At 35.6% G+C, this 22,858-nt stretch carries 25 protein-coding genes; 21 read left to right on the forward strand and 4 right to left on the reverse strand.

All coding sequences use genetic code 11. The annotated features are described in order from the left end of the window. The first annotated feature begins 4 nt into the window (after positions 1-4). The 5 genes from P6N22_RS00625 to P6N22_RS00645 all read left to right on the forward strand — a co-directional run bounded on the left by P6N22_RS00625 (position 5) and on the right by P6N22_RS00645 (position 5,872). Positions 5-1,282, forward strand: coding sequence for an MATE family efflux transporter (locus P6N22_RS00625; protein ID WP_280330461.1), 1,278 nt, complete (start codon positions 5-7; stop codon positions 1,280-1,282). A gap of 30 nt (positions 1,283-1,312) precedes the next feature. Then, on the forward strand, positions 1,313-3,262 hold the full coding sequence (ligA, locus tag P6N22_RS00630) for an NAD-dependent DNA ligase LigA (RefSeq protein WP_280329190.1): 1,950 nt from the start codon (positions 1,313-1,315) through the stop codon (positions 3,260-3,262). Continuing rightward, positions 3,259-3,966, forward strand: a complete 708-nt coding sequence (locus P6N22_RS00635) for a TlyA family RNA methyltransferase (RefSeq protein ID WP_280329192.1) — start codon at positions 3,259-3,261, stop codon at positions 3,964-3,966. The genes ligA and P6N22_RS00635 overlap by 4 nt, the downstream gene beginning before the upstream one ends. After that, the gene (locus P6N22_RS00640) at positions 3,938-4,777 is read left to right on the forward strand and encodes a bifunctional riboflavin kinase/FAD synthetase (protein ID WP_280329194.1); all 840 of its coding nucleotides are present in this window, start codon (positions 3,938-3,940) and stop codon (positions 4,775-4,777) included. Before P6N22_RS00635 ends, P6N22_RS00640 begins: the two co-directional genes overlap by 29 nt. Positions 4,778-4,864: 87 nt before the next feature. Continuing rightward, positions 4,865-5,872: a tRNA pseudouridine(13) synthase TruD gene (locus P6N22_RS00645; protein WP_280329196.1), complete on the forward strand. Its 1,008-nt coding sequence runs from the start codon at positions 4,865-4,867 to the stop codon at positions 5,870-5,872. A 2-nt stretch (positions 5,873-5,874) separates the two neighbouring features. Here the strand turns inward: P6N22_RS00645 and P6N22_RS00650 are convergent, their stop codons facing one another. Next, on the reverse strand, positions 5,875-6,768 hold the full coding sequence (locus P6N22_RS00650) for a cation diffusion facilitator family transporter (protein WP_280329197.1): 894 nt from the start codon (positions 6,766-6,768) through the stop codon (positions 5,875-5,877). 63 nt (positions 6,769-6,831) lie between these two features. On the opposite strand from P6N22_RS00650, the gene cmoB reads away from it, so the two are divergent. Next, positions 6,832-7,725, forward strand: a complete 894-nt coding sequence (gene cmoB, locus P6N22_RS00655) for a tRNA 5-methoxyuridine(34)/uridine 5-oxyacetic acid(34) synthase CmoB (protein WP_280329199.1) — start codon at positions 6,832-6,834, stop codon at positions 7,723-7,725. Then, positions 7,725-8,246 carry a PaaI family thioesterase gene (locus P6N22_RS00660; protein WP_280329200.1) on the forward strand — a complete coding sequence of 174 codons (522 nt, stop codon included), beginning with the start codon at positions 7,725-7,727 and terminating at the stop codon, positions 8,244-8,246. Before cmoB ends, P6N22_RS00660 begins: the two co-directional genes overlap by 1 nt. 5 nt (positions 8,247-8,251) lie before the next feature. On the opposite strand, the gene P6N22_RS00665 is transcribed toward P6N22_RS00660, so the two are convergent. Both P6N22_RS00665 and P6N22_RS00670 read right to left on the reverse strand, forming a co-directional pair. After that, positions 8,252-8,845, reverse strand: coding sequence for a class I SAM-dependent methyltransferase (locus tag P6N22_RS00665; protein ID WP_280329202.1), 594 nt, complete (start codon positions 8,843-8,845; stop codon positions 8,252-8,254). Then, positions 8,842-9,435, reverse strand: a complete 594-nt coding sequence (locus tag P6N22_RS00670; RefSeq protein ID WP_280329205.1) for an MBL fold metallo-hydrolase — start codon at positions 9,433-9,435, stop codon at positions 8,842-8,844. Before P6N22_RS00670 ends, P6N22_RS00665 begins: the two co-directional genes overlap by 4 nt. 386 nt (positions 9,436-9,821) lie before the next feature. On the opposite strand from P6N22_RS00670, the gene P6N22_RS00675 reads away from it, so the two are divergent. The 14 genes from P6N22_RS00675 (at position 9,822) to ung (ending at position 21,872) form a co-directional block, all read left to right on the forward strand. Next, entirely contained in the window at positions 9,822-10,637 is an 816-nt protein-coding gene (locus P6N22_RS00675) for a ferritin-like domain-containing protein (RefSeq protein WP_280329208.1), read from the forward strand. A gap of 56 nt (positions 10,638-10,693) precedes the next feature. Continuing rightward, a complete protein-coding gene (locus tag P6N22_RS00680) occupies positions 10,694-11,500 on the forward strand; it encodes an NAD+ synthase (protein WP_280329210.1) in 807 nt (268 codons plus the stop codon). A gap of 10 nt (positions 11,501-11,510) precedes the next feature. Next, positions 11,511-12,632 (forward strand): DegT/DnrJ/EryC1/StrS family aminotransferase, encoded by a 1,122-nt coding sequence (locus tag P6N22_RS00685; RefSeq protein ID WP_280329212.1) that lies wholly within the window; start codon positions 11,511-11,513, stop codon positions 12,630-12,632. Positions 12,633-12,637: 5 nt separating this feature from the next. Next, positions 12,638-13,525, forward strand: a complete 888-nt coding sequence (locus tag P6N22_RS00690; RefSeq protein ID WP_280329213.1) for a tetraacyldisaccharide 4'-kinase — start codon at positions 12,638-12,640, stop codon at positions 13,523-13,525. A 16-nt stretch (positions 13,526-13,541) separates the two neighbouring features. Beyond that, entirely contained in the window at positions 13,542-14,408 is an 867-nt protein-coding gene (gene argB / locus P6N22_RS00695) for an acetylglutamate kinase (RefSeq protein ID WP_280329215.1), read from the forward strand. Further along, entirely contained in the window at positions 14,408-14,698 is a 291-nt protein-coding gene (locus tag P6N22_RS00700) for a DUF2018 family protein (RefSeq protein WP_280329217.1), read from the forward strand. The genes argB and P6N22_RS00700 overlap by 1 nt, the downstream gene beginning before the upstream one ends. Positions 14,699-14,777: 79 nt before the next feature. Beyond that, the gene (locus P6N22_RS00705) at positions 14,778-15,119 is read left to right on the forward strand and encodes a hypothetical protein (protein WP_280329218.1); all 342 of its coding nucleotides are present in this window, start codon (positions 14,778-14,780) and stop codon (positions 15,117-15,119) included. 11 nt (positions 15,120-15,130) lie between these two features. Further along, positions 15,131-16,018 carry a polyprenyl synthetase family protein gene (locus P6N22_RS00710; protein ID WP_280329220.1) on the forward strand — a complete coding sequence of 296 codons (888 nt, stop codon included), beginning with the start codon at positions 15,131-15,133 and terminating at the stop codon, positions 16,016-16,018. Between the two features lie 2 nt (positions 16,019-16,020). Further along, a complete protein-coding gene (hemA, locus tag P6N22_RS00715; protein WP_280329222.1) occupies positions 16,021-17,301 on the forward strand; it encodes a glutamyl-tRNA reductase in 1,281 nt (426 codons plus the stop codon). 3 nt (positions 17,302-17,304) lie between these two features. Then, a complete protein-coding gene (locus tag P6N22_RS00720) occupies positions 17,305-19,008 on the forward strand; it encodes a proline--tRNA ligase (RefSeq protein ID WP_280329224.1) in 1,704 nt (567 codons plus the stop codon). Next, complete coding sequence (locus P6N22_RS00725; RefSeq protein ID WP_280329226.1) at positions 19,008-19,442, forward strand: FxsA family protein; 435 nt, start codon at positions 19,008-19,010, stop codon at positions 19,440-19,442. Before P6N22_RS00720 ends, P6N22_RS00725 begins: the two co-directional genes overlap by 1 nt. Next, a complete protein-coding gene (locus P6N22_RS00730; protein ID WP_280329228.1) occupies positions 19,405-20,229 on the forward strand; it encodes a thioredoxin domain-containing protein in 825 nt (274 codons plus the stop codon). Before P6N22_RS00725 ends, P6N22_RS00730 begins: the two co-directional genes overlap by 38 nt. Next, positions 20,229-21,188, forward strand: coding sequence for a hydroxymethylbilane synthase (gene hemC / locus P6N22_RS00735; RefSeq protein WP_280329230.1), 960 nt, complete (start codon positions 20,229-20,231; stop codon positions 21,186-21,188). Before P6N22_RS00730 ends, hemC begins: the two co-directional genes overlap by 1 nt. Before the next feature lie 3 nt (positions 21,189-21,191). After that, positions 21,192-21,872: a uracil-DNA glycosylase gene (gene ung, locus P6N22_RS00740; protein ID WP_280329231.1), complete on the forward strand. Its 681-nt coding sequence runs from the start codon at positions 21,192-21,194 to the stop codon at positions 21,870-21,872. On the opposite strand, the gene P6N22_RS00745 is transcribed toward ung, so the two are convergent. Continuing rightward, a complete protein-coding gene (locus P6N22_RS00745) occupies positions 21,850-22,806 on the reverse strand; it encodes an endonuclease/exonuclease/phosphatase family protein (RefSeq protein ID WP_280329233.1) in 957 nt (318 codons plus the stop codon). The genes ung and P6N22_RS00745 overlap by 23 nt on opposite strands. Positions 22,807-22,858: the final 52 nt, after the last annotated feature.

The following is a 22,858-nucleotide window of genomic DNA, read 5'->3' on the forward strand; positions in this document are numbered from 1 at the left end:
TGCTATCCCTGCAGCACTCAAACATCTTGTAGATATATTACAAATTCTCATTGATATGCTTATGGTGGGTGTACTAAGTACTGCAGCACTTGCAGCTGTTGGTATCAGTTTTCAGTTTATGATGATCATCAACGTATTGATGACTTTGTATGTTGTCGGCGGTAATGCTCTTATTTCCCGTTTTATTGGAAGCGGGAGAAAAAACAGGGCATCGTCACTGCTGTATTCTTTAGTGATTTTAGCAATCATTTTTGGCATATTTATCACTATTGTAGGTTATGCAGGTAGTGAATGGTTTTATGCTTTAATGGGAGCAACGCCTGATGTTGTAAGTGAAGGTGGAGCATATTTTCGCATAATATCTCTAGGAATTATTCTTATATTTTTGGATAATCTTCTTTACAATGCACTCTCAGCTGCAGGTGATACGAAAAGTTCTTTGTACATAAAACTCTTCTCAGCAGCACTCAATGCATTCTTAAACTATGTACTTATTTTTGGAAACTTCGGAGCTCCAGAGATGGGGATCGAAGGTGCAGCCGTTGCAACCGTAATTGCATACTTTTTTAATGTAGTAGCCTACTATGTACTAATTAAAAAAATGAATGCAAAACTCGATTTTCTTCCAATAGTGAGAAAAGTGGACGTGGTTCGAGCAATAAAAGTAGGCTATTCTGCATTTTTAGATCGGGGAATATCAAGCCTCAGTTTCCTAATCTTTGTCGGAATTATTACCGCTTACGGTACGGCAGAATTAGCAGGCTATCAAGTAGGGCTTAGAATTGAAGGGATAGCCTTTATGCCTGGTTTTGGCTTCTCAATTGCCGCAATGGCACTTGTCGGGCAAAATTTGGGAGCACGTGACCTTGATAAAGCCTATAATATGGGAATCATTTCAGGGCGGATTGCTTATGTATTTATGGGAACTGTTGGAGTGTTTATGATCCTGTTTCCAGAATATTTAGTTTCATTTTTTACCAAAGATATTGCTACAATCGTTGTAGCTTCACAGTATCTAATTTTGGTAGGTCTTGCACAAATTCCATTGGCATTGATGTTTGTCTACTCTTCGGCACTTCGTGGAGCAGGGGCTACAAAAACAACTTTGTACATTAACGTTGGTTCACTCTGGTTTTTTAGAGTAATTCCTTCATATATCGCTTACAAAATGGGTTTTGGAATTGTGGCTATTTTTATAATTATGAATATTGAGACTCTGATCAAAGGTGTTATCTATTGGTACATCTATTCTAGAAGAACATGGTTGCATACAAAAGTGTAAAACTTTAGCTTCTTTTGATAAAATATCATCATGAATAATCAAGAGTATAAAGAAGCAGTACAATTATTAAACAAATGGGCATATCACTATTATGTTTTAGATGATCCGATCATGACCGATGAAGGGTATGACAAACTTTACCATGAAGTTGTAGATTATGAAGAGGCAAATCCATTAGAGATTCTGAAAGATTCACCTACACAACGTGTCGGGGATATTGTAAGTGATGGTTTTACAAAAGAGAAACATCTCTCTCGTATGTGGTCTTTAGAAGATATCTTTAATGAAGATGACCTAGATAAATGGCTTACAAAAACATATAAGCTTGACTCTAAAATCTCTTTTTATTGTGAGCCTAAATATGACGGTGCTTCACTTGATCTGGTTTATGAAAACGGTGAACTGATAAAAGGGATCACTCGCGGTGACGGTGTTGAGGGTGAGCTTATCACTCAAAACGTAAAAACTATCCGCTCGATTCCACTTACGATTGAGCATAAAGATCTGATCGAGATTCGCGGTGAAGTCGTAATTTTTAAAGATGAATTTGAGAAGATTAACGAAGAGCGTTTAAAACGCGGGGAAGCATTGTTTGCTAACCCCCGTAATGCCGCTGCAGGAAGTCTACGTCAGCTAGACCCTAATATTACTGCTTCAAGAAACCTTGTGTTTTTACCATACGGACTTGGGGAAAATACACTGCCTCATAAACTGCTTCATGAGAAAATGGAATATATCTATTCACTTGGTTTTAGAAAACCGCCTCTTCGTGGCGTATGTCAAAATAAAGATGATATTCAAGAGATCTATAACAAAATGGTGCAAGAGCGTGACAACTTTTCTATGATGTTAGATGGTATGGTTGTTAAAGTTAATGAGATCTCTTCTCAGATAGATATGGGATATACAGTAAAAGTGCCTCGCTGGTCGGTAGCATACAAGTTCCCCGCAGTAGAAAAGATCACTACTGTAAAAGATATTGTCCTTCAAGTTGGTCGTACCGGGGCGGTAACACCTGTAGCAGTAGTAGAACCGACAGATATTGACGGGGTAGTAGTTGAGCGTGCGACTTTGCATAACTTTGATGAGATAGAACGTAAAGATATTCGCTTGGGCGATAAGGTGATAATTCTTAGAAGTGGAGATGTTATTCCTAAGATCATTAAAGTTTTAGAGAATGAAAGAACAGGAAATGAAGTAGAGGTAAAACGCCCGAGTGCATGTCCGGTATGTGGGTCTGAACTGCTGCAAGAGGATGTACTTATCAAGTGTCAAAACCTAGAGTGTGATGCAAGGGTAGTAAACTCAATTATTTACTTTGCTTCGAAACCTTGTTTTAATATAGATGGACTTGGAAACAAGATTGTAGAGCAACTTTTTAACGAAAAGCTTGTAGGCTCTGTTTTAGACTTGTTTAGTTTGACAAAAGAACAGCTGTTAAGTCTTGAAGGGTTTAAAGAGAAAAAAGCCCAGAACCTTTTAGATGCGATTTCAAATGCAAAAGGAAGTGAACTGTGGCGTTTTATAAATGCTCTTGGGATTGAGCATATCGGTGAAGTAGCATCAAAAATGATCGCACAAAAATTCGGGCTGGGATTTTTAGAAGTAAGCAAAGAGCAGCTTTTAGAGATTGACGGTATCGGTGAAGAGATGGCTGAGAGCTTCTTAGAATTTTTGCGTGTCAATGAAGATACGATAAAAAAACTTTTAGAGATTATAGAGCCGCTTGAACCTGAATTAAAAGCAGAAGCTGAAGATAATCCATTTAAAGCCAAAACAGTTGTTCTGACAGGAACAATGAGTGAATCCCGCGGAGCAATCAAAGATATGCTTGAGAACCTTGGGGCAAAAGTTGCAGGCTCGGTAAGTAAAAAGACCGATTATGTGATCTACGGTGAAGATGCAGGCAGCAAGTATGATAAAGCGGTAAGTCTTGGTGTGGCTACACTGACCGAAGATGAGATGAGAGAGCTTCTTTGAGACTTGATAGCTATTTAGTTGAAAAAGGCTTTGCCGAAACCAGAAATAAAGCGCAGACTCTTATTAAAGAGGGACTTGTTCTTATTGACTCCAAAGAAATAACGAAGCCTTCATTTAAAGTTGATGAAGGTATGGAAGTAAATGTTAAAGAGCATAAATCTTATGTCTCACGCGCAGCATATAAACTCAAAGATTTTATAGAAGAGATACATTACGATCCAAGCGGAAAAATGGCACTTGATATAGGATCTTCGACAGGTGGATTTACTCAGGTTTTACTTGAAGCGGGTGCAAAAGAGGTGACTTGTGTAGATGTAGGGAGTGATCAGCTTCATCATTCTTTACGTAATGATGAACGAGTACACGTTTTCGAGAATTGTGACATAAGAAAGTTTGAAGGCGAGACACCGTTTGAATTGATTGTAAGTGATGTGGCCTTTATCTCACTGCTCTATATTTTGGATGACATTGACCGTTTAGCATCTAAGGATATCATACTCCTATACAAGCCTCAGTTTGAGGTTGGGCGTGAAGTAAAACGTGATAAAAACGGTGTTGTGACTGATAAAAAAGCTATAGAAAATGGTATGATTAGATTTGAAGATGCATGTCGTTTAAAAGGGTGGAAGCTGAGAAATAAAGCGCCGTCAAGAACGACAGGGAAAGAGGGGAATCTTGAGTATTGCTACTACTTTGAAAAATAGTACAAGCATCGCTATCGGTGGATTTGACGGGATGCACATTGGGCATCAGGAACTTTTTCACCATTTAGATCAAAACGGTGTGATAGTTGTGATCAATACTGGATATGCAAACCTGACACCAAATCATTTTAGAGAAAAACATACAGAACATTTGATCCATTACTATGATTTAGATGATATTCGTCATTTAGACGGTGCAGGTTTTGTGTCACTATTAAAAGATGATTTTCCAAAGCTACAAAAAATAGTGGTCGGATACGACTTTCATTTTGGAAAAGACAGAAGATATTCGTATGAAGATTTAAAAGAGCTGTTTGACGGAGAAGTACTTGTAGTTGATGAGGTACAACACCATAACGATTCGGTACATTCACATAAGATTCGTCATAAACTCTCAATAGGCGATATTAAAGGTGCCAATGAGTTTTTAGGGCATAACTATACAATATGCGGTAAAAAAATTACGGGACAAGGGATCGGTGCAAAAGAACTGGTAGCTACGATTAACATCGAGGCTAAAGAGTTTTTAGTCCCTAAAGAGGGTGTGTATGTAACAACTACACGTATAGATGATGAGGAACATTTTCATCCATCTGTGAGTTTTGTCGGGCACCGTGTAAGTACTGATGGAAGCTTTGCGATTGAATCACATATACTGGATGGAAAGGTACTCTGTGAAGAGAAAGCTGAGATCAGTTTTATAGCTTACATTAGAGAGAACAAAAAGTTTGAAAGTATCGATGAGCTACGAGATGCAATCAAAAAAGATATTGCAATAGCAAACAGAGAACTTCAACGTTTAGAATTATAAAAAAGGAGTAGCAGAGTAAACCTTTTTTCTTTCCGGCTAAACATTAAAATGTTTGCTCATCAAGAAGGTTTTCACTGTAAAATAAAAATGCAAAGAGAATATTTAGAAGATAAAGAGACACTTTATTTTAAGTTTGAACAAAACAAAGATGACTTTATAGTTGATGAGATAGGAGTTGACTTTAAAGGTAAAGGAAACTTTTTAATTTTAAAAATCAAAAAAGTAGAAATTACAACATGGGATATGATTGCGGCTTTTGCCGAGTTTTTAGGAATAGAAGCCCAAAAAATAGGGTATGCCGGTCTGAAAGACAAACATGCAACAACAACGCAGTATATTTCAGTTGAGGCAAAATATGAAAAAGCCCTCAAAAAGTTTAAACATTCAAACATAAAGGTAGTGGGTAAAACATACCATACACATTCGATCCGTATGGGAGATTTAAAAGGAAACAGTTTTACGATTAATCTCTTCGAAGTTGATCAAATCATGGCAGGACAGATCGAAAAAAGAGCTATGAAAATTATAAAAAACGGACTACCTAACTATTTTGGATATCAGCGTTTTGGACGTGATCAGGATTCAATTGAACAAGCAAAAGAGATGATATCTGGGGAACTACACATTAGTGATGCAAAAGTAAAAAACTTTTTGATTTCTGTTTATCAAAGTCAGTTTTTTAATGACTGGTTGGTTGATAGAGTAGTTTTCAGCCGTGAAAACAATAACGGTGAGTTTGCACTTTTAGAAGGTGATATTTATATGGATGTAAAAGGAAAACTCTTTACGCCGAAAACAACACAGGAAAAAGATTTTAAAGAGCACAAGGTAGTGCCTACGGGATTACTTTGCGGAAGAGATGTATTTCGTGCACGTGACAAAGCAAGAGTAGTAGAGAGAAAGTATGATGATGAATTTTTATATGAAAAAGGGTATCGTCGTGAAGCGATTATTTTCCCTGAGAACTTAAAGTTAGACTATAAAAATAATTTTGATATTTTAACGATCAGCTTCTCACTTCCTAAAGGCTCGTATGCAACCGTATTTTTAGAAGCAATTGCAAACAGAAACTATAAAGCGAAGAAGCTAAAGTAGTTTTACCACTGTTCCTCTTCCTCATTTATATCTGAATCGTCATACGGATCCATATGTGTGAGGATATGTACTTTTTTATCCGGAAAGAGAGCATGTATTTTTGCTTCTACCTTATCGGCTACAAGGTGAGCATCGTATAAAGAGATGCTTACGTTAAAGACTGCATGGTAAGAGATGAAAATATGGGAACCCGATTCTCTAGTTTGAAGAAAATGGAAGTCTGACATCGCCATTTCGCTTCTGATCGCTTTTTCAATTCTTTTAATATCTTCAGCAGGTAATGCAGCATCTAAGAGCATCAAAATTCCCTCTTTAATGATAGGGAACGTTGAATACACCATATAAATTGCTATAGCTATACCTAAAATAGGATCTATCAACTCTTCACCCGTGTAAGCTACGGCACCTAATGCAAATAAAATTGTTCCGTTTGAAAAAATATCTGTTTTATAGTGCAGTGCATCTGCGCGGATAACCATATTGTTCGTTTTCTTTGCAACATAAACTAAAAAGCCTACAAGTAGAGTAGTAATGATGAGAGATACTACCATAACACCTATAGATTCGTTCATATACTCCATAGGGCGCGGGTGAATGATCTTTTGTAATGCTTCATAAAAGATGAAAAAAGCGGAAAACGAGATTACAGTTCCTTCAATTACAGCAGCAAGAGGTTCTATCTTGCTTCTTCCGAAATGGAAAGTGTCATCGGGATTTTTTTCTGCATTGTGGAGGGCAAAATAGTTAAATAATGATACTGTGAGGTCCAACATACTGTCAATTGCTGAAGCAAGAACGGCAATCGAACCGCTTAAAATCCCTACCGTCATTTTAAGTAGTACAAGTACTCCTGCAACAGAAGTTGAAATAACGGTAGCTTTTTTCTCTAAAGTCATAACTATAAAATCCTTATAAAATTTAGCTACAATTATATAAAAAATTTGGACGTTACAGCTTAAATGGATATACAAAAGATCAAAGAAGAACGTAAAAAGTGGATGACATGGAAAAATATTGCTCCACTCAGAGATGCTTTAGAAAAACTACCTGATGTAGAGAGTGAAGTTGAATACGCTGACACAGTAAAAGTAAATGGCAAATTCGATGAAGAACTCATCTATAATACTGCAAAGATGTTGATGCCGTGGAGAAAAGGGCCGTTTGCTATTGGAGAACTTTTCATAGATACGGAATGGAAAAGCAACATCAAGTACAATCTGATTCGAAAACATTTTAATTTAAAAGATAAGAAAGTTGCCGATATAGGGTGTAACAATGGGTATTATATGTTTCGAATGCAGGAGGATAAACCTAAACTTTTAGTTGGTTTTGATCCTTCGCCGCTTTATAAAACACAGTTTGATTTTATAAATCACTTTGCAAAAACAGATATTGTGTATGAGCTTTTAGGCGTTGAACATTTAGAGTTCTATGAAGAGAAGTTTGATACGATTTTCTGTTTAGGTGTTTTATATCATCGTAGTGATCCTGTTGCTATGCTTAAGTCCTTATATCGTGGATTAGAAAAAGAGGGCGAAGTGATCCTGGATACTTTCTATATAGATGGTGAAGATGCGATCGCTTTATGTCCGGAATCTAGTTATTCAAAGATTCCGAACATCTATTTTGTTCCGACGATTAATGCACTGAAAAACTGGTGCTTACGTGCAGGTTTTGATGAATTTGAAGTTTTGGAGACTTCAATTACCGATGCCGGAGAACAAAGAAAAACAGAGTGGATTGAAGGACAGTCTTTGGAAGATTTTTTAGATCCAAATGATAAAACTAAAACGGTAGAAGGGTATCCTGCACCGCAAAGAGTATACGTAAGATTAGTAAAGGATAAAAAGTAATGGCTGAAGATATTTTAGAAGAATTAGAACAAGAAGAAGATTTAGAATTAGAAGAATACTCAGAAAATGAGCAGGTTTTAATAAAAACACATGAAAAAATCAATCATGATCTAAGTGGTGAGGTGATTACCCTTGAAGATGGTTATGTTGAAGTGAGACTAACTACGAGTCCTGAGATGCTGGCTGATAATGTAGGTTTGATTCACGGTGGTTTTATTTTTTCAGCTGCTGATTATGCTGCTATGTTAGCAGTTAATGAAAAAAATGTTGTATTAGTAGGATCTGATTGTCAGTTCTTATCTCCGGTAAAACTACATGATGAGGTAAAAGTCATAGCGCGTGTCAGACATAAAGAGGGTCGTAAAAGAAATGTACATGTAATTGCATATGTACTAGATGTAAAAGTTTTTGAAGGAGAGTTTAAAACAGTTATCACTGAAAAGCATGTCTTAAAATTAAAACTTTTACAAGACAAAGAAGCATTAAATAGCGGTAGTGCTGCAAAGGAAAAGGAGAAGTAATTGTACTAAGCTTCTGCACTTAGTAAAAATACTCCGAATTCACGGTGCGGTTTTTTAATTGTATTGATATTTTCAAAAGATACATTTTTAAAACCGCAGTTTTCTACAATTTTACAAAGTTCCTCTTTATCAAATCCAAAGTGATGCACACCTTCATTATCTGAATGGAATGTTCCATCCTCGCTTTCTAGATCGGCAATAGCTAAAAACCCGTTTTTATTGAGGTTGTTTTTGATTGTAGTAAAAAACTTTTCAAGGTTTTCTACATGGTGTAGTGTCATTGAACTGATAAGTCCGTCAAACTTCATATCAAGCGGAGTTGCTACAATATCTTGATGAATAGCTTCGATATTTAGTTCTGGAGTATTTTTCTCTTTGAGTTTTTCAAGCATTCCGCGTGAAGTGTCTACACCGTAAACTTTTTGTACTTTTTTTGCGATTTCAAATCCAAGTAGTCCAGTACCTACACCGAAATCCATCAGTACCATGTCATCTGACAATTCAAAATTTTTTTCTATCGCTTCGGCAATTGTTTTGGCACCCTGAACTTGGATGTCACCTTTATCCCAATCTTTTGCTTTTTTATCAAATGTACTCATAGTGTGCTTATCCAATAATCTGAATTTTGTTGTTCTTGTTTTATGGTTGTTGTACCGCCGTGACCAGGATAAACTGTTTTATCGTAGTCGAGTTCTTTGAACTTTTGAAGAGATTTTCTCATATCTTCAGGTGATGAATAGGGAAAATCGGTTCTTCCGATACTTCTCTCAAAAATAAAATCACCGCTAAACATAGCATCCCCTATCTCGATAGTACTGCATCCCGGACAATGTCCCGGAAAGTGGCGGAACTTGACTTTAACGCCGCCAAAGTCAAATTCTTGATCGCCCACAACTTCTACATCAGGTGTTGAAGGGGGAAGATCAGGCATCCAGTTACTCCCTTGTAGTAGCATAACATCACCTTGGGGCGTGTAAAGTTTAATACCAAGCTCTTTTTGCAGCTCTGCATTGCTCCACACATGATCAAAATGTCCATGTGTATTTAAAATTGCAACGGGATTTGTAATATTTGCTTTTACCCACTCTGTAGCACCTACACCGGGATCTATTATAAAATCTTTTCCATCTATTGTTACGATATAGCAGTTCGTTTGATATGGTCCCATAGGTTGCATTTTTATCGTCATATTTGCTCCATTTGAGAATATAAATAATGGTGTAACTATTTTTCTCTTTATATTAAAGAATTGTATAGTATTGATACTAATCAAACTCTTAATTTCTTTACCTTAACACAAACGTAAGATATAAAAAGTATAATCACGCTTTTTAAATAATAAATACGGAGAAATGATATGGAACTTATGGCAATTGTTTACGGTGCTGTTTTAGTAGTTGGTGCAGGAATGTACTTCTATTTCAATACAGGTGATCGTGCTCACTAAGTAAAATCAGGTATGATACTTTCGTATCATGCTCTACAAGCAAATAAACTATTTACTCCTACTCCCACCTACTATTTATTTACAAAACACATTCGCTTTTTTAAGAAAAGTTATACCATTATTCCTTTATGGATTTTTACAAAGAATTAGAACAAATTTTGGAATTAAAAACTCCCAAAGAAAAGCTGAAACAATTTAGAACTTTTTATAAAAAATTTCAAAAAGAGGAAATAGACTTTGTTTCACAAGAAAAAGCAAAACTTTTTAGTGAACCTGCATATGAGGGGTTTTGTCAAGTTGTAGCTCCTCAAAAAGTACCAAAACGCTCAAACTTAACTACAAAAGAGGGGCAGATTAATTTACTTCATGCAGTGACACATATTGAGTATTCTGCAATCGATCTTGCTCTTGATGCTGCATATAGATTTCGTGGACTTCCTAGAAAATTTTACGAAGATTGGCTGGAAGTTGCCGATGATGAAGTGCGCCATTTTGAGATGCTCGAAGAGCTTTTAAATAAACTGGGATCTGCTTATGGAAAAATAGAGGTACATAATTCATTGTTTGAAGCAAGTTATAAAACACAGACTTTGATCGAGAGAATGGCTGTTGTACCGAGATATTTGGAAGCAAACGGGCTTGATGCAACACCGATGATTTTAGAAAAATTAAAAAATTATCCTAAAAACGATATGTTAGAAAAAATCAAATCAGCACTCACTATAATCCTGCAAGAAGAGATAGACCATGTTAAAAAAGGGGATGTCTGGTTCTCTTACGCCTGTGATTTAGAAAAAAAAGATACAAGTATATTTTTTGATATTATCCAAAAATATTACCCTCGCAGTTTTTTGCGTCCAGATGATCTCAATATTGAGGCAAGAAAAGAAGCTGGATTTAGCTGTAATGAGCTCAAGCGTATGGCGAATAAAGAAGTTTGTTAATTTTAAAAAGATATAATTTAAAAAGTTAATATTTTTTAAAGGTTTAGTGTATAATTATGAGTAAGTATTCACAAATAACTGATTATCTCGTAAGTTTTTTAGAAAATGAAGTGGGAAAAACAGGGATTAAAAAAGTGGTCGTGGGTCTTAGTGGCGGATTGGATTCTGCCGTTGTCGCCGTACTTGCTCACAAAGCATTCGGTGATGATCTTTTATGTGTTAAAATGCCGTCACATTACTCATCTCAAAATTCACTTGACGATGCAGATGCACTTTGTCAGGATTTTGGTCTGAGAAATGAAACAGCCTCTATTGAACCGATGCTAAAAGCATTTGAAGAGATGCATCCTAATCTTGATAACTTGAGAAAAGGAAACTTCTCAGCACGTATGCGTATGTCTACTTTGTTTGATATCTCAGCACGTGAAAGGGCTTTAGTCCTTGGAACAAGTAATAAAAGCGAGTTGATGCTTGGATACGGAACGCTTTATGGAGATCTGGCAAGTGCCATTAACCCAATAGGCGATCTTTATAAGAGTGAAGTGTTTGAACTGGCTCGTTATCTAGGTGTTACTCAAAGTATTATAGATAAGCCGCCTTCTGCCGATTTATGGGCAGGGCAAAGTGATGAAGCTGATCTGGGATATACGTATGAACAGCTTGATGGTGCAATGAAACTCTATGTAGATCAAAGACTTACAAAAGAGGAAGTTATTGCAAAAGGTGTGGATGCCAAAATGCTTGAGATGATTATCAAACGTATTTTCGGCAACCATTTTAAGCGTAAGATGCCGGTTATTGCAAAACTGACATCTCGGACACTAAACCATGATTTTAATTATCCTAGAGATATAACTTTATAAAGGACATAGTATGGAAATACCATTTAACAAGTATGAAAGTTCTCGTGAAGCACATTCAAATGTTAGTGATGCCTTAGATGGTGAAGCAATCAATCAAGTTGAAGAATTAGAAAATGAATTTGCTTCATATGTCGGTGCGGAATATGCTCTTGCAACTTCTCATGGTACATCAGCTCTTCATTTAGCAATGTTGGCACTTGATTTAAAACGCGGGGATAAAGTCGTATGTTCTGTAAATGCACATCCAAGTGTTCCTGAAGTTGTACGTCATTTCGATGCAGAACCTGTATTTATTGATATTTACGCAGATAACTACAATATGGACCTAGATAAACTAGAAAACTATTTAGAAGACAATAAATCGAAAAAGTTAAAAGCCGTTATCGTAACACATATTGCTGGTGCCACAGTTGATCTCGAACGTGTGTACTCTATGGGGAAAATTTACAATGTAAAAATTGTTGAAGATGCCTGTGATGCTCTTGGTGCTACTTACAAAGGGCAAAAAATAGGTTCGACTGGTGCTGATATTGTGTGTTTTAATTTCTCTCCGCACTTAAGAAAAAATATTTGTAACGGCGGAATGCTTGTAACAAATGATGATGAGATAATTGAACGTGCAAGATTGCTTGCTAATCATGCAATTGTACGTGATGAAGATGCACTAGAATATATTTATGATGTTGTAGATATTGGGAATGATTATTCATTAAGTCAGCTCAATGCTGCATATATAAGAGCACAGATTGAAGAGCAAGATAAGAATATTGCTAGACAGCAAGAAATTGCTAACTTATATAGCAAAAAACTTGAGAGTGTTGACCATGTTACTATTCCTGATATGAGTAACGATGAACATCCGTTTAGTTTATATATCATCAAGATTGACAAAAACCGTGACTCTTTTGCAGTAGAGCTAAGAGAAGAAGGTATAGCGACAGGATTGCATTATATTCCACTGCATCTACTCTCTTACTATAAGTCAAAATATTCGTTAAGAGTAAACGACTTTCCAGTTGCACTAAGATCGTATCAACAAGTTTTATCACTTCCTATTTACGCTCATATGAGTGATGAAGATGTTGAAAAGGTAATTGCTACTGTTAAAAAAATAGCAAAAACAAGAGTTTAATACACTTGAAAAAATCTTTCGTATTTTGGGTTGAAGAGTATCTCTACAACCCGAAGTTTTTCCAAAAAATTCTCTCTTTTTTACTTTATCCTTTATCACTTTTATATTGTTTTATTATGTGGATTCGCTTTAAATATACGACGCCTGAAGACTTTGGTATAGAGATTATCAGTGTCGGAAATTTAGTTGTTGGTGGAAGTGGTAAAACTCCTTTTGTAACAGCTCTTGCTCATAATCAAAAAAATATTGCAGTGGTTTTACGCGGCTACGGAAGAAAATCCAAAGGTTTGGTAATTGTAAAAGATAAAGAGAATATTTTGGTAGATGTGGAACAAAGCGGTGACGAAGCTATGATCTATGCCAAAAAACTTCCAAATGCGGTCGTAATTGTAAGTGAAGATCGTAAAGTTGCAATAAATAAGGCAAAAGAGATGGGTATTGAGAAAATATTTCTCGATGATGCTTATTCAAAACATGATATTAAAAAGCTTGATATTTTACTTGATGTCCCTACTAAAAACAATTTTTGTCTACCAAGTGGTCCTTACAGAGAAAGACTTTGGAAAGGTAAGTTTGCCATGGTATTACAAGAGGATAAAGACTTCAAAAGGGTAACAACACTAAAAGATGAAACATCTAAGATGTCTTTAGTAACGGCAATTGCCAGACCGCAAAGGCTTGATTCTTATTTGCCTGAGGTTGTTGCAAAGCATTATTTTGAGGATCATCATAACTTTACAAAAGAGGAACTTGAAGCAATTTTACGCAAGGATAAAAGTGAAAGTTTATTGGTAACTTTTAAAGATTTTGTGAAAATTGAAAAGTTTGGTTTGCCTTTGTCGTTATTAGACTTGGAGTTGGAACTAAAATACGGTAAAATTTCAGAATTATAACTTTAGGAAAAATAGAGTGAAAACTAAAATAGAAACAGTAAAAACACTTCTTGACGCACTTCCGTTTATCAGGGAGTTTCGTAAAAAGATCGTTGTTATAAAATATGGTGGTTCTGCACAAACATCACCGGAATTAAAAGAGAAATTTGCAGAAGATATTTTACTTATGTATTTAGTGGGTATCAAACCTGTAATTATCCACGGCGGTGGTAAAAAAATCACGGATATGCTTGCAGCTTTAAATATCGGTACAGAATTTATTGAAGGGCAGCGTGTAACTACTCCGGATGTTATGCGTATTGTTGAGATGATTTTAAGTGGTGAAATTAATAAAGAGATAGTTTCACTTTTAAACTCTCACGGTGCTAAAGCTATTGGAGTAAGCGGTAAAGATGCTCATTTCATTAAAGCAAAACCGAAAAATTATGAGAAATGGGGACTGACGGGAAATATCACAGATGTTGATGCCTCAGTTATTCAAAATCTTATTGCTGAGAACTTTATCCCTGTAATTGCACCAATTGCTGCTGATGATGAGATGGGTCACCCTGGATATAACATCAATGCAGACCTTTGTGCATCACAAGTTGCTAAAGCAATCGGGGCAAATAAAATTATCTTTTTAACAGACACTGCGGGTGTCTTAGACAAAGATATGAACCTAATATCTAGCTTAACAAAAGCGGATGTTGAAAATTTAAAAGCAGATGGTACGATACATGGTGGTATGGTTCCAAAAGTTGATGCTTGTTTAGAAGCTATAGACGGTGGTGTACACAAAGCACACATTATTGACGGAAGGTTAGAGCACTCTATGATTTTAGAGTTGTTTACTTCAGAGGGTGTAGGTACACAAATTATTGAAAAAAAGGAAGAAAACTAATGAATTATGAAGCATTATTTGAAGATGAAGAGAGTGTATTTAACGGTTCTCCAAAATCAAAATTTCTAGATGTTGTATTTACTGCAAACAACGATGTTGTAAGATACGACCTTGAACTGCTTATTCAAAAAATGGCAGCTATGGAGTTATTGTTAGAGAAACATCTTGGACATGATGATATCGAAGGTGCAATCAAGCAGTTTGAATTTGAAAACGGTGGAGATTGTGACATCAAAGCAAAATCTTTATATATCGAGTTAACAGGTTCTATCGTTTCAAAAAGCGAATAAACAATTGCGAGTATTTTTACAAGGCTTTATCACACTAATATTACTTTTTAGTGTAGCTTCTGCTGATCAGTACAAGGAAATGAGAAAAATTTCTTTACAAAAGGATCAGCAAAAGAAAATTCTTGTAAAATACGAAAATAAAATAAAACTCTTTACATTTAGATGGACTCTATATGTAAACGGCGGCTTAGTAGTTCTGCGATCGTACGATAAACAAGTAGCGCAAAACGTATTGGAACTAAACCATAAGAACCAAAGCTTTCGAGTAGCTGTAAAGCCTCGGGGAGCGACTAATTTTAATGTGCCGTACATTCTAGTTAAATTTAAAGAGTTTGATTACGAAAAAAACGAAGCTATTTTTGAACTATACAATTTTAATAACAAAGTTCAAGTGACTTTAGAAGATTTGAAAAACAATTAAAGACGAGAGTGATGCAAAGAGTAGAAGAGCAGATCAAAAGACTGATTGATGAGATAAATTATGAAGAAGTAAGCCGTTTATTTGCAACGTTAAGCGGCGGTAAAAGACTTCGTGCTAAATTGATTTTAAAAATTGCCAAAGATCATGAAGATGCTCCGCTTTTAGCTGCAATTGTAGAACTGATTCATGCCGCATCTCTGTTACACGATGATGTAATTGATGAAGCGATGACTCGTCGCGGTAAAGCATCTGTAAATGCAACAGACGGTAGTAAAACAGCTGTAATGCTTGGAGATATTCTTTACTCTAAAGCGTTTACGGAATTAGTAGTGTTTGATAAACTTGTTGCGCAAACTATTGCTGCTTCGGTAACAGCCCTCTCCAAAGGTGAGATGATGGATGTTAAGATGGCAGAATCATTTAACTCTGATGAGCATCTTTATCTTGACATGCTTTATCTGAAAACGGCTACTTTGATCGAAGCAGCGGCTAAAGCAAGTGCACTGCTAGCTGGAAAAAATGCAGCTTCACATGCCCTATATGGTAAAAATCTTGGTCTTTCATTCCAGATTATTGATGATATTTTAGATATTACTTCTGATGCAGCGACACTCGGTAAACCTGCTATGAATGATTTTGTAGAGGGTAAATGTACATTGCCGTATATCTATTTGTATCATGCTATGGATGAACAAGACAAACACCGTCTTGTATCTCTTCATACCAAAGAGCTCTCAAGCGAAGATGCAGAGTGGATTAAAGCAAATATGAAACATTATCAAACAATTGAAAAATCGTTTGCACTTGCACAAAAACTATCAAACGAAGCTCAAGAAGCAATGAAAGATGATGAAGAATTAGTTGCAATTTTAGAAACTATGATAAAGAGAAGTTATTAACGATGCATTATTTAATAGTAAGTCTTTCACATAAAAATAGCGATGTTGCACTAAGAGAAAAATTCACATATACGGATGAACAAAAAGAGACTTGTTTAGAGAATCTTTTAAAATGTGACGTAATCAGTGAGGCTATGATACTTGCTACTTGTAACCGCGTTGAGCTTTATGGTTGTTGTAGTGATATAGAGGGTGCACTTGAACATATGCTTTATCTTCTAACTTCTAAGTCGGGTCTGACAAAAGAGTTCATTAAAGAGACAGCAGAGATTGTAGATGATTCTAGTGCAATTCATCATCTTTTTGCAGTTGCAAGTTCGATCGATTCTATGGTTGTAGGTGAGACACAAATTGCAGGGCAGTTAAAAGATGCTTTCAAATTTGCTCAAGAGAAAGGCTATTGTGAACAAAAGATGTCTAGAGCAGTTGAACATGCTTTTAAAACTGCTGCAAAAGTAAGAAATTTTACGGAGATCTCTTCTAAACCTGTTTCGGTTGCATCTGTAGCTATTGCACAGGTAAAAGAAAAAGTAGCAAATCTTTCTGAGAAAAAAGCACTTGTAATTGGTGTTGGTGAGATGAGTGAAATTTGTGCAAAACATCTGATCTCATACGGTGTAGAAACATACATAACAAACAGAACAAAAGAGAAAGCTATTCAGCTTGCAGATATGTGTGCTGCAAATGTTTATGAATTTGGTGATTTGGACAAAGCAGTAAATGAGTTTGATATCATTTTTACTGCTACAAGTGCACAATATCCTATTATCACAAGTGAACTTATCGAAGATGTTGATTTTGAGCGTTTTTGGTTTGACCTGGCTATCCCTCGCGATATTGAAATAGGATGTAAAAAGGGAATCTACCTTTTTAGCATCGATGATATTAAAGATGTAGTAAATGCTAATAAAGCGCAACGTGAGCAAGATGTAAGAAAAGCACACGGTATTGTGGGAAGAAGTGTAGTTGCTTTTTATGAATGGCTTGATGCTTTAAATGTTGAACCAATGATCAAAGAGATCTATATAAAAGCACAAAAAGCAGTAGAAACAGAGATGGCCAGAGCACTCAAAAAAGGTTTTATTCCAGAGGAATGCGCAACAGAAGCTGAAAAAATGGCAAATCAAGCGATTAAAAGATTTTTACACGATATGACAAAAAAGATGAGAGAAGTATCTACTGAGGCAAAAAGTGACAGCACAACAGGTGCAATGCAGTATATGCTAAATAGCCAGAATGACAACATTCCGGACAAATATAAACATTATATGAAAAAGGATTAATTTTTGAGAAGAAGTAAAGCGTTTATACCTACATCGAAAGAAGTGCCAAACGAGGCGACACTTCCGAGCCATATATTTTTATCTCGTGCAGGTTTTATTTCTCAAGTAGCAGCAGGTCTTTACAACTATATGCCTCTTGCAAAAAAAGTAATCAAAAAGATTGAAAACGTAATCAATGAAGAGATGGAAGCAATCTCGGCACAAGAGGTAGAACTTAGTTTTGTAACACCGGCTGACCTTTGGGCTGAGAGTGGAAGAATTGAAAAATTTGGAAAAGAGCTTTTACGTTTTCGCGATCGCAAAGAAAACCTTTTTGTTTTAGGTCCGACACATGAAGAGATGATGGTTGATTTAGTTCGTAACCGTGTAACATCATATAAAAACTTACCTTTAAACCTTTACCAAATAAAAACAAAATTCCGTGATGAAGCAAGACCAAGATTTGGTCTTATGCGCGGACGTGAATTTATTATGAAAGACGGATACAGCTTTCATAGTTCTTATGAAGACCTTGACCGTGAATTTGATGCTGTTGAAGCGGCATATAAAAAGATTCTTACACGTTTAGGATTAGATTTCAGAGTTGTTGAAGCAGATAGCGGTGCAATCGGTGGAAGCGGTTCAAAAGAGTTAATGGTACTTGCTGACAGCGGTGAAGATACAATTGCTGTATGTTCAAAATGTGAGTACGGTGCAAATATAGAAGCTGCAAAAAGAAGTGCTAGAAAAACAATTCCTGAAGCTCCTGAAGCTACATTTAACAAATTTCAAACACCAGATACAAAAACTATCGAGGATTTGGCAGAGTTCTTTAAAGTTGATCCGTATTACACTATCAAATGTGTAGCTAAACGTGTGATTTACGAGGACTCTAGTGAGATAGTTTTATTCTTTGTAAGAGGATGCGATAATCTACAAGAGGTAAAAGCGGTAAATGCTACAGATGCCCTTGATATTGTAGATGTCACTGAAGAAGAACTGCAAGAGATTGGACTAGTACCTGGTTTTATCGGGCCATTAGATCAAGATAAAGCAAAACATGTAATCGATGTAGATCTAAAAGATGCTGCAAATATGATTTGTGGAGCGAACGAGAGTGATTACCATTTTGTCGGAGTTGATTTAAGTGTTATTAGCGAAGTAGCTTATTTTGCTGAAATTGCCGAAGTAAATGAGGGTGATACATGTCCATATTGTGATGGTGAACTTTCGTTCACTAAAGGGATCGAAGTAGGGCATATCTTCAAGCTTGGTACTACATACTCTGCACCGCTTAAAGCTGAATTCTTAGATGAAAATGGTAAAGCACAGCCGTTTATTATGGGAACTTACGGTATGGGAGTTTCACGTTTAGTTGCTGCCGTTGTTGAACAGCATCACGATGAAAACGGATGTATCTGGACAAAAGAGACAGCCCCGTATATGGTTAATATTATGATAAGTAACATTAAAGATGAAGCTCAGGTTACTTTAGGTGAAGAGCTGTATTCTAAGCTTCAAGAAGCAAAAATTGAAGTTATTTTAGATGACCGTAAAGACAGATTCGGCTTTAAGATGAAAGATGCAGAACTTATCGGTTTTCCTTATACTGTTATTATCGGTAAAGAGCTTGAAAACGGCAACGTACAAATCTATGATAGAGCAACTACTGAAAAGATGGAGGTAAAAGCCGATGCAATTTTTGAGAAGATTATGGAAATGATCTAATGGTATATTTTTTAATATATCTTTTTTTTGAGGTATTGATTTCGGTTAATATCTCATCTGCAATCGGTGGACTTACAACATTTTTAGAAATTCTAGCAAGTGCTTTTGTCGGTATTATGATACTTGTAAACTTCCGCAATACTATTTTCGAAAATATGAAAGCAGTTTCTTATAACTGTATAGACTTACAAGAATTTCAAAGATTAAACCTTTTTACACTTTTTGGAGCAATATTACTTATTCTACCAGGATTTTTAACAGATATTATTGGTGTATTATTACAGTTTAGTGCTATTACGAGTATGATTGTTAACCGTTATAATGTAAAATCAAAACACTGTAATACTTCAGTTTTTGAAGATGAATCAAATTTAAAAAAGGATACCGATGTTATTGATGTTGAGATTATTGAGCATAACTCTTCTTCTAAGTAGTTCACTTTCGGCCAATAGTGCTAATGAAAAACTTGAAGAGTTTTTAACAGATAAATTTGAAGAAAATACTAGAATAGAATCAATTAGTGTTAAAGTGCAAGAGAGTATTCCACTTAAAGAATTAAAAGGTTGGAACGGCTACATTGTTGAAGTTGAAGCACATTTAAAAGATAAACCGGAACAATTAGTGAAACAAAGAATGATCTGGTTTTCTAACGGAGTTGTTGTAACAAAAGAGCTTACAGATCTAGAAAGTGGTCAAAGTCTCGTAGAAAAAATAAAACCTAAATTTCAAAATAAATTTTATAAATCAGAGAATTTAATTTATGGTAATAAAAGTTCAAGACACAAAGTAGTCCTTTTCTCAGATCCTTTATGTCCGTTTTGTAAAGGTTTCATCCCAGGTGCAATCAAAGATATGAAAAAAGATCCAAAGAAGTTTGCAATTTACTATTACCATTTACCGCTTGAAAGAATTCATCCGGCATCTGTGCATATAGTAAAAATGGCGACTGCTGCTGAGATGCAAGGTGTAAAAGACGTCACTCTTAAAATGTATGATATTAAAGTTAACCCAAGAGAAACTAACGTAAAAAAGATTTTAGAAGCATTTAACAAAGCTGTTGGAACGAATTTGACGGAAAAAGATATTAATACACCTGCTGTTTTAAAACATGTAAACGATGATTTTGATGTTGCAAATGAATTAATGGTATCTGGGACACCGACAGTGTATATCGACGGAAAACTTGATGAGAAGAAAAAAGGGTATAAGACGGTTAAGTAATGGAAAAATTAGTAATAGCAACAAGAGTATCAGATCTAGCACTATGGCAGGCGTATCATATTAAAGAGAGAGTAGAAAAAGCATATCCCGAGATTGAAGTAGAGTTAAACAAGATTGTAAGTAACGGAGATAAGGTGTTAGATAAACCACTGGCACTTATTGGTGGAAAAGGACATTTTACAAAAGAGCTTGAAGACCAAATGCTGGCAGGTAATGCACATATGGCAGTTCATAGTTTAAAAGATGTTCCAACTTACATTCCTGAAGGTTTGGAACTTGTTGCTGTAACTGAGCGTCAAGATCAAAGTGATGTATTCTTATCTCATAAATACAGTTCTTTAGATCAATTACCAGAAGGTGCAGTAGTTGGGACTACAAGTTTAAGACGTCGTATGCAACTGCTTTCTAAAAGACCGGATTTAAAAGTAAAAGATTTACGCGGTAATGTAAATACGCGTCTAAGAAAACTTGCTGAAGGGCAATATGATGCTATTATCCTTGCGTTTATCGGTTTAAACAGATTAGACTTACTAAAAGATATCCCTCATGTTGAAAAATTATCACTTGATATGATGATCCCACCTATGGGACAGGCTGCCCTTGGTATTGAGATCGTGTGTGGTAATGAAAAAGTACGTGAAATAGCTGAATCTTTAAAAGATATAAATACATTTATATGTACAGAGATTGAGCGTGACTTTATCTCTAAAATAGGGGCTGGTTGTTCTGCACCTGTTGCATGTAATGCTGTAATTGACGGTGATGATGTTGTGTTCCGTACTATGATCGGTTTTAGCGATGGTACAAATATTATGCAAGAGAAAATGATCAAGAATATTTCTGATAGTCAAAATATGGGACTAGAGATGGCTGAACTAATGATCAATAACGGTGCACTGGAACTTCTTAAACGTGCAGAAGCAGTGGCTTTTAAAGATGAGATGCCACAAAGACTCTAAGAGATGTCATTAGAAGCAAAAATAACAAATAAAAACTGGAGAGATGTTTTAGCTGCAGAGCTGACAAAGCCTTATTTAAAAGAGCTAAAACATACTCTGATTCAAGAACAACTCCAACATACTATATATCCTCAAGATATAGATATTTTCAATGCATATAACACTACCGATTTTAATGATATAAAAGTCGTAATTCTTGGACAAGATCCCTATCACGGTCCAAATCAAGCACACGGTTTGGCATTTTCGGTTTTAAACGGAGTAAAACATCCCCCTTCGCTTGTTAATATTTTTAAAGAATTAAGTGACGATATCGGATGTCCTTATCCGCGTACGAGTGAGCTTACTAAATGGGCGGAGCAGGGGGTATTTCTACTCAATGCCGTTTTAACTGTTCGTGAGGCGAATGCGGCTTCTCACAAAGACTTGGGCTGGGAACATTTTACAGATGCTACAATCAAAGCGATCAGCGACAATAAAGAAAATGTTGTATTTATTTTGTGGGGAAAACCTGCACAGATGAAAGAGAAGCTTATTGATACAAGTAAGCACTATATTTTAAAAGCACCACATCCATCACCTCTCTCTTCTTATAGAGGTTTTTTTGGTTCAAAGCCGTTTTCCAAAACGAATCAATATCTTATGGAAAACGGTAAATCACCTATTGATTGGTGCCTAGAGTAAATTCTGCGATAACAGCCAAGTGATCAGAGTATCCTTGGGCTTTATGTTTTTTCACTTTACCACGGCTCATTTGCCATCTGTAAATACTTTTCCCTTTAAAAAGATATTTCGGGGCAAAGTTGCTAAGAGAGTCTTTTTTATAGTCTATTCCTTTGTGATCTAACAGAGATGATGAAATCAGAATATTATCCAATGCTTCTTTTTTACCTCTATAGATGTAGCTGTAACGCTCATTTTCTTCTATGTCATACCAAAGGTTATATAACTCATTATATTTTATATTTTGAGTAGCAGAACTCTTTTTTTGATAGTTTATTGTTCCTAATATATGATTTATTCCAGTAATACCGTCGGTATCGTTGAGTTTTCTCTTTCTTTTGAAACTTTTGTACTCTTCATAGTGGGAATTAAAGTCACCCAAAGCGATAATATTTTTATTTCCAAGCTCCTGTATCCTTTTTTTAAGGGTTTTTGCATAAGAAATTCTTTGAGATTCAGGTCCTGCTTTTGATTTCCAGTGATTTACAAAGATATAGAGGTCTTCATTATTAACTTTTAATTTCACTTCCAAAATATTTCTAAATGAGTGGGCATATCCCACTACCAACTCTTTTGTATACACAAAAGGGAACTTTGAAAGTATTGCAACTTTGATCGTAGTGTTTTTTGCATTGGCAATTTTTGCATATTGATAATACAAACCGTCACGTTTGAGCTGAAATTTTAGATCATCTAAAGCCTGCTTAGACTCAATCTCCTCCAAAGCAATTATATCTGCATCGATATCTTTGATTACTCTAGAGAGATTTTTTAGTTTCGTTTTATAGTTACGATTATCCCAGTTTGATTGGGAAAAAGGGATATACTCTTTATATTCATGCCCGCTTTTTTGCAGATCAAAAAGATTCTCTACATTGTATGTTGCGATCTTCAAAGTATCACCTCCAAAAGCGAGTATAAATAAAGAGACTAAAAGTAAAAAGACT

Source organism: Sulfurimonas sp. C5 (genome assembly GCF_029872055.1).
Classification (GTDB): Bacteria; Campylobacterota; Campylobacteria; order Campylobacterales; family Sulfurimonadaceae; genus Sulfurimonas.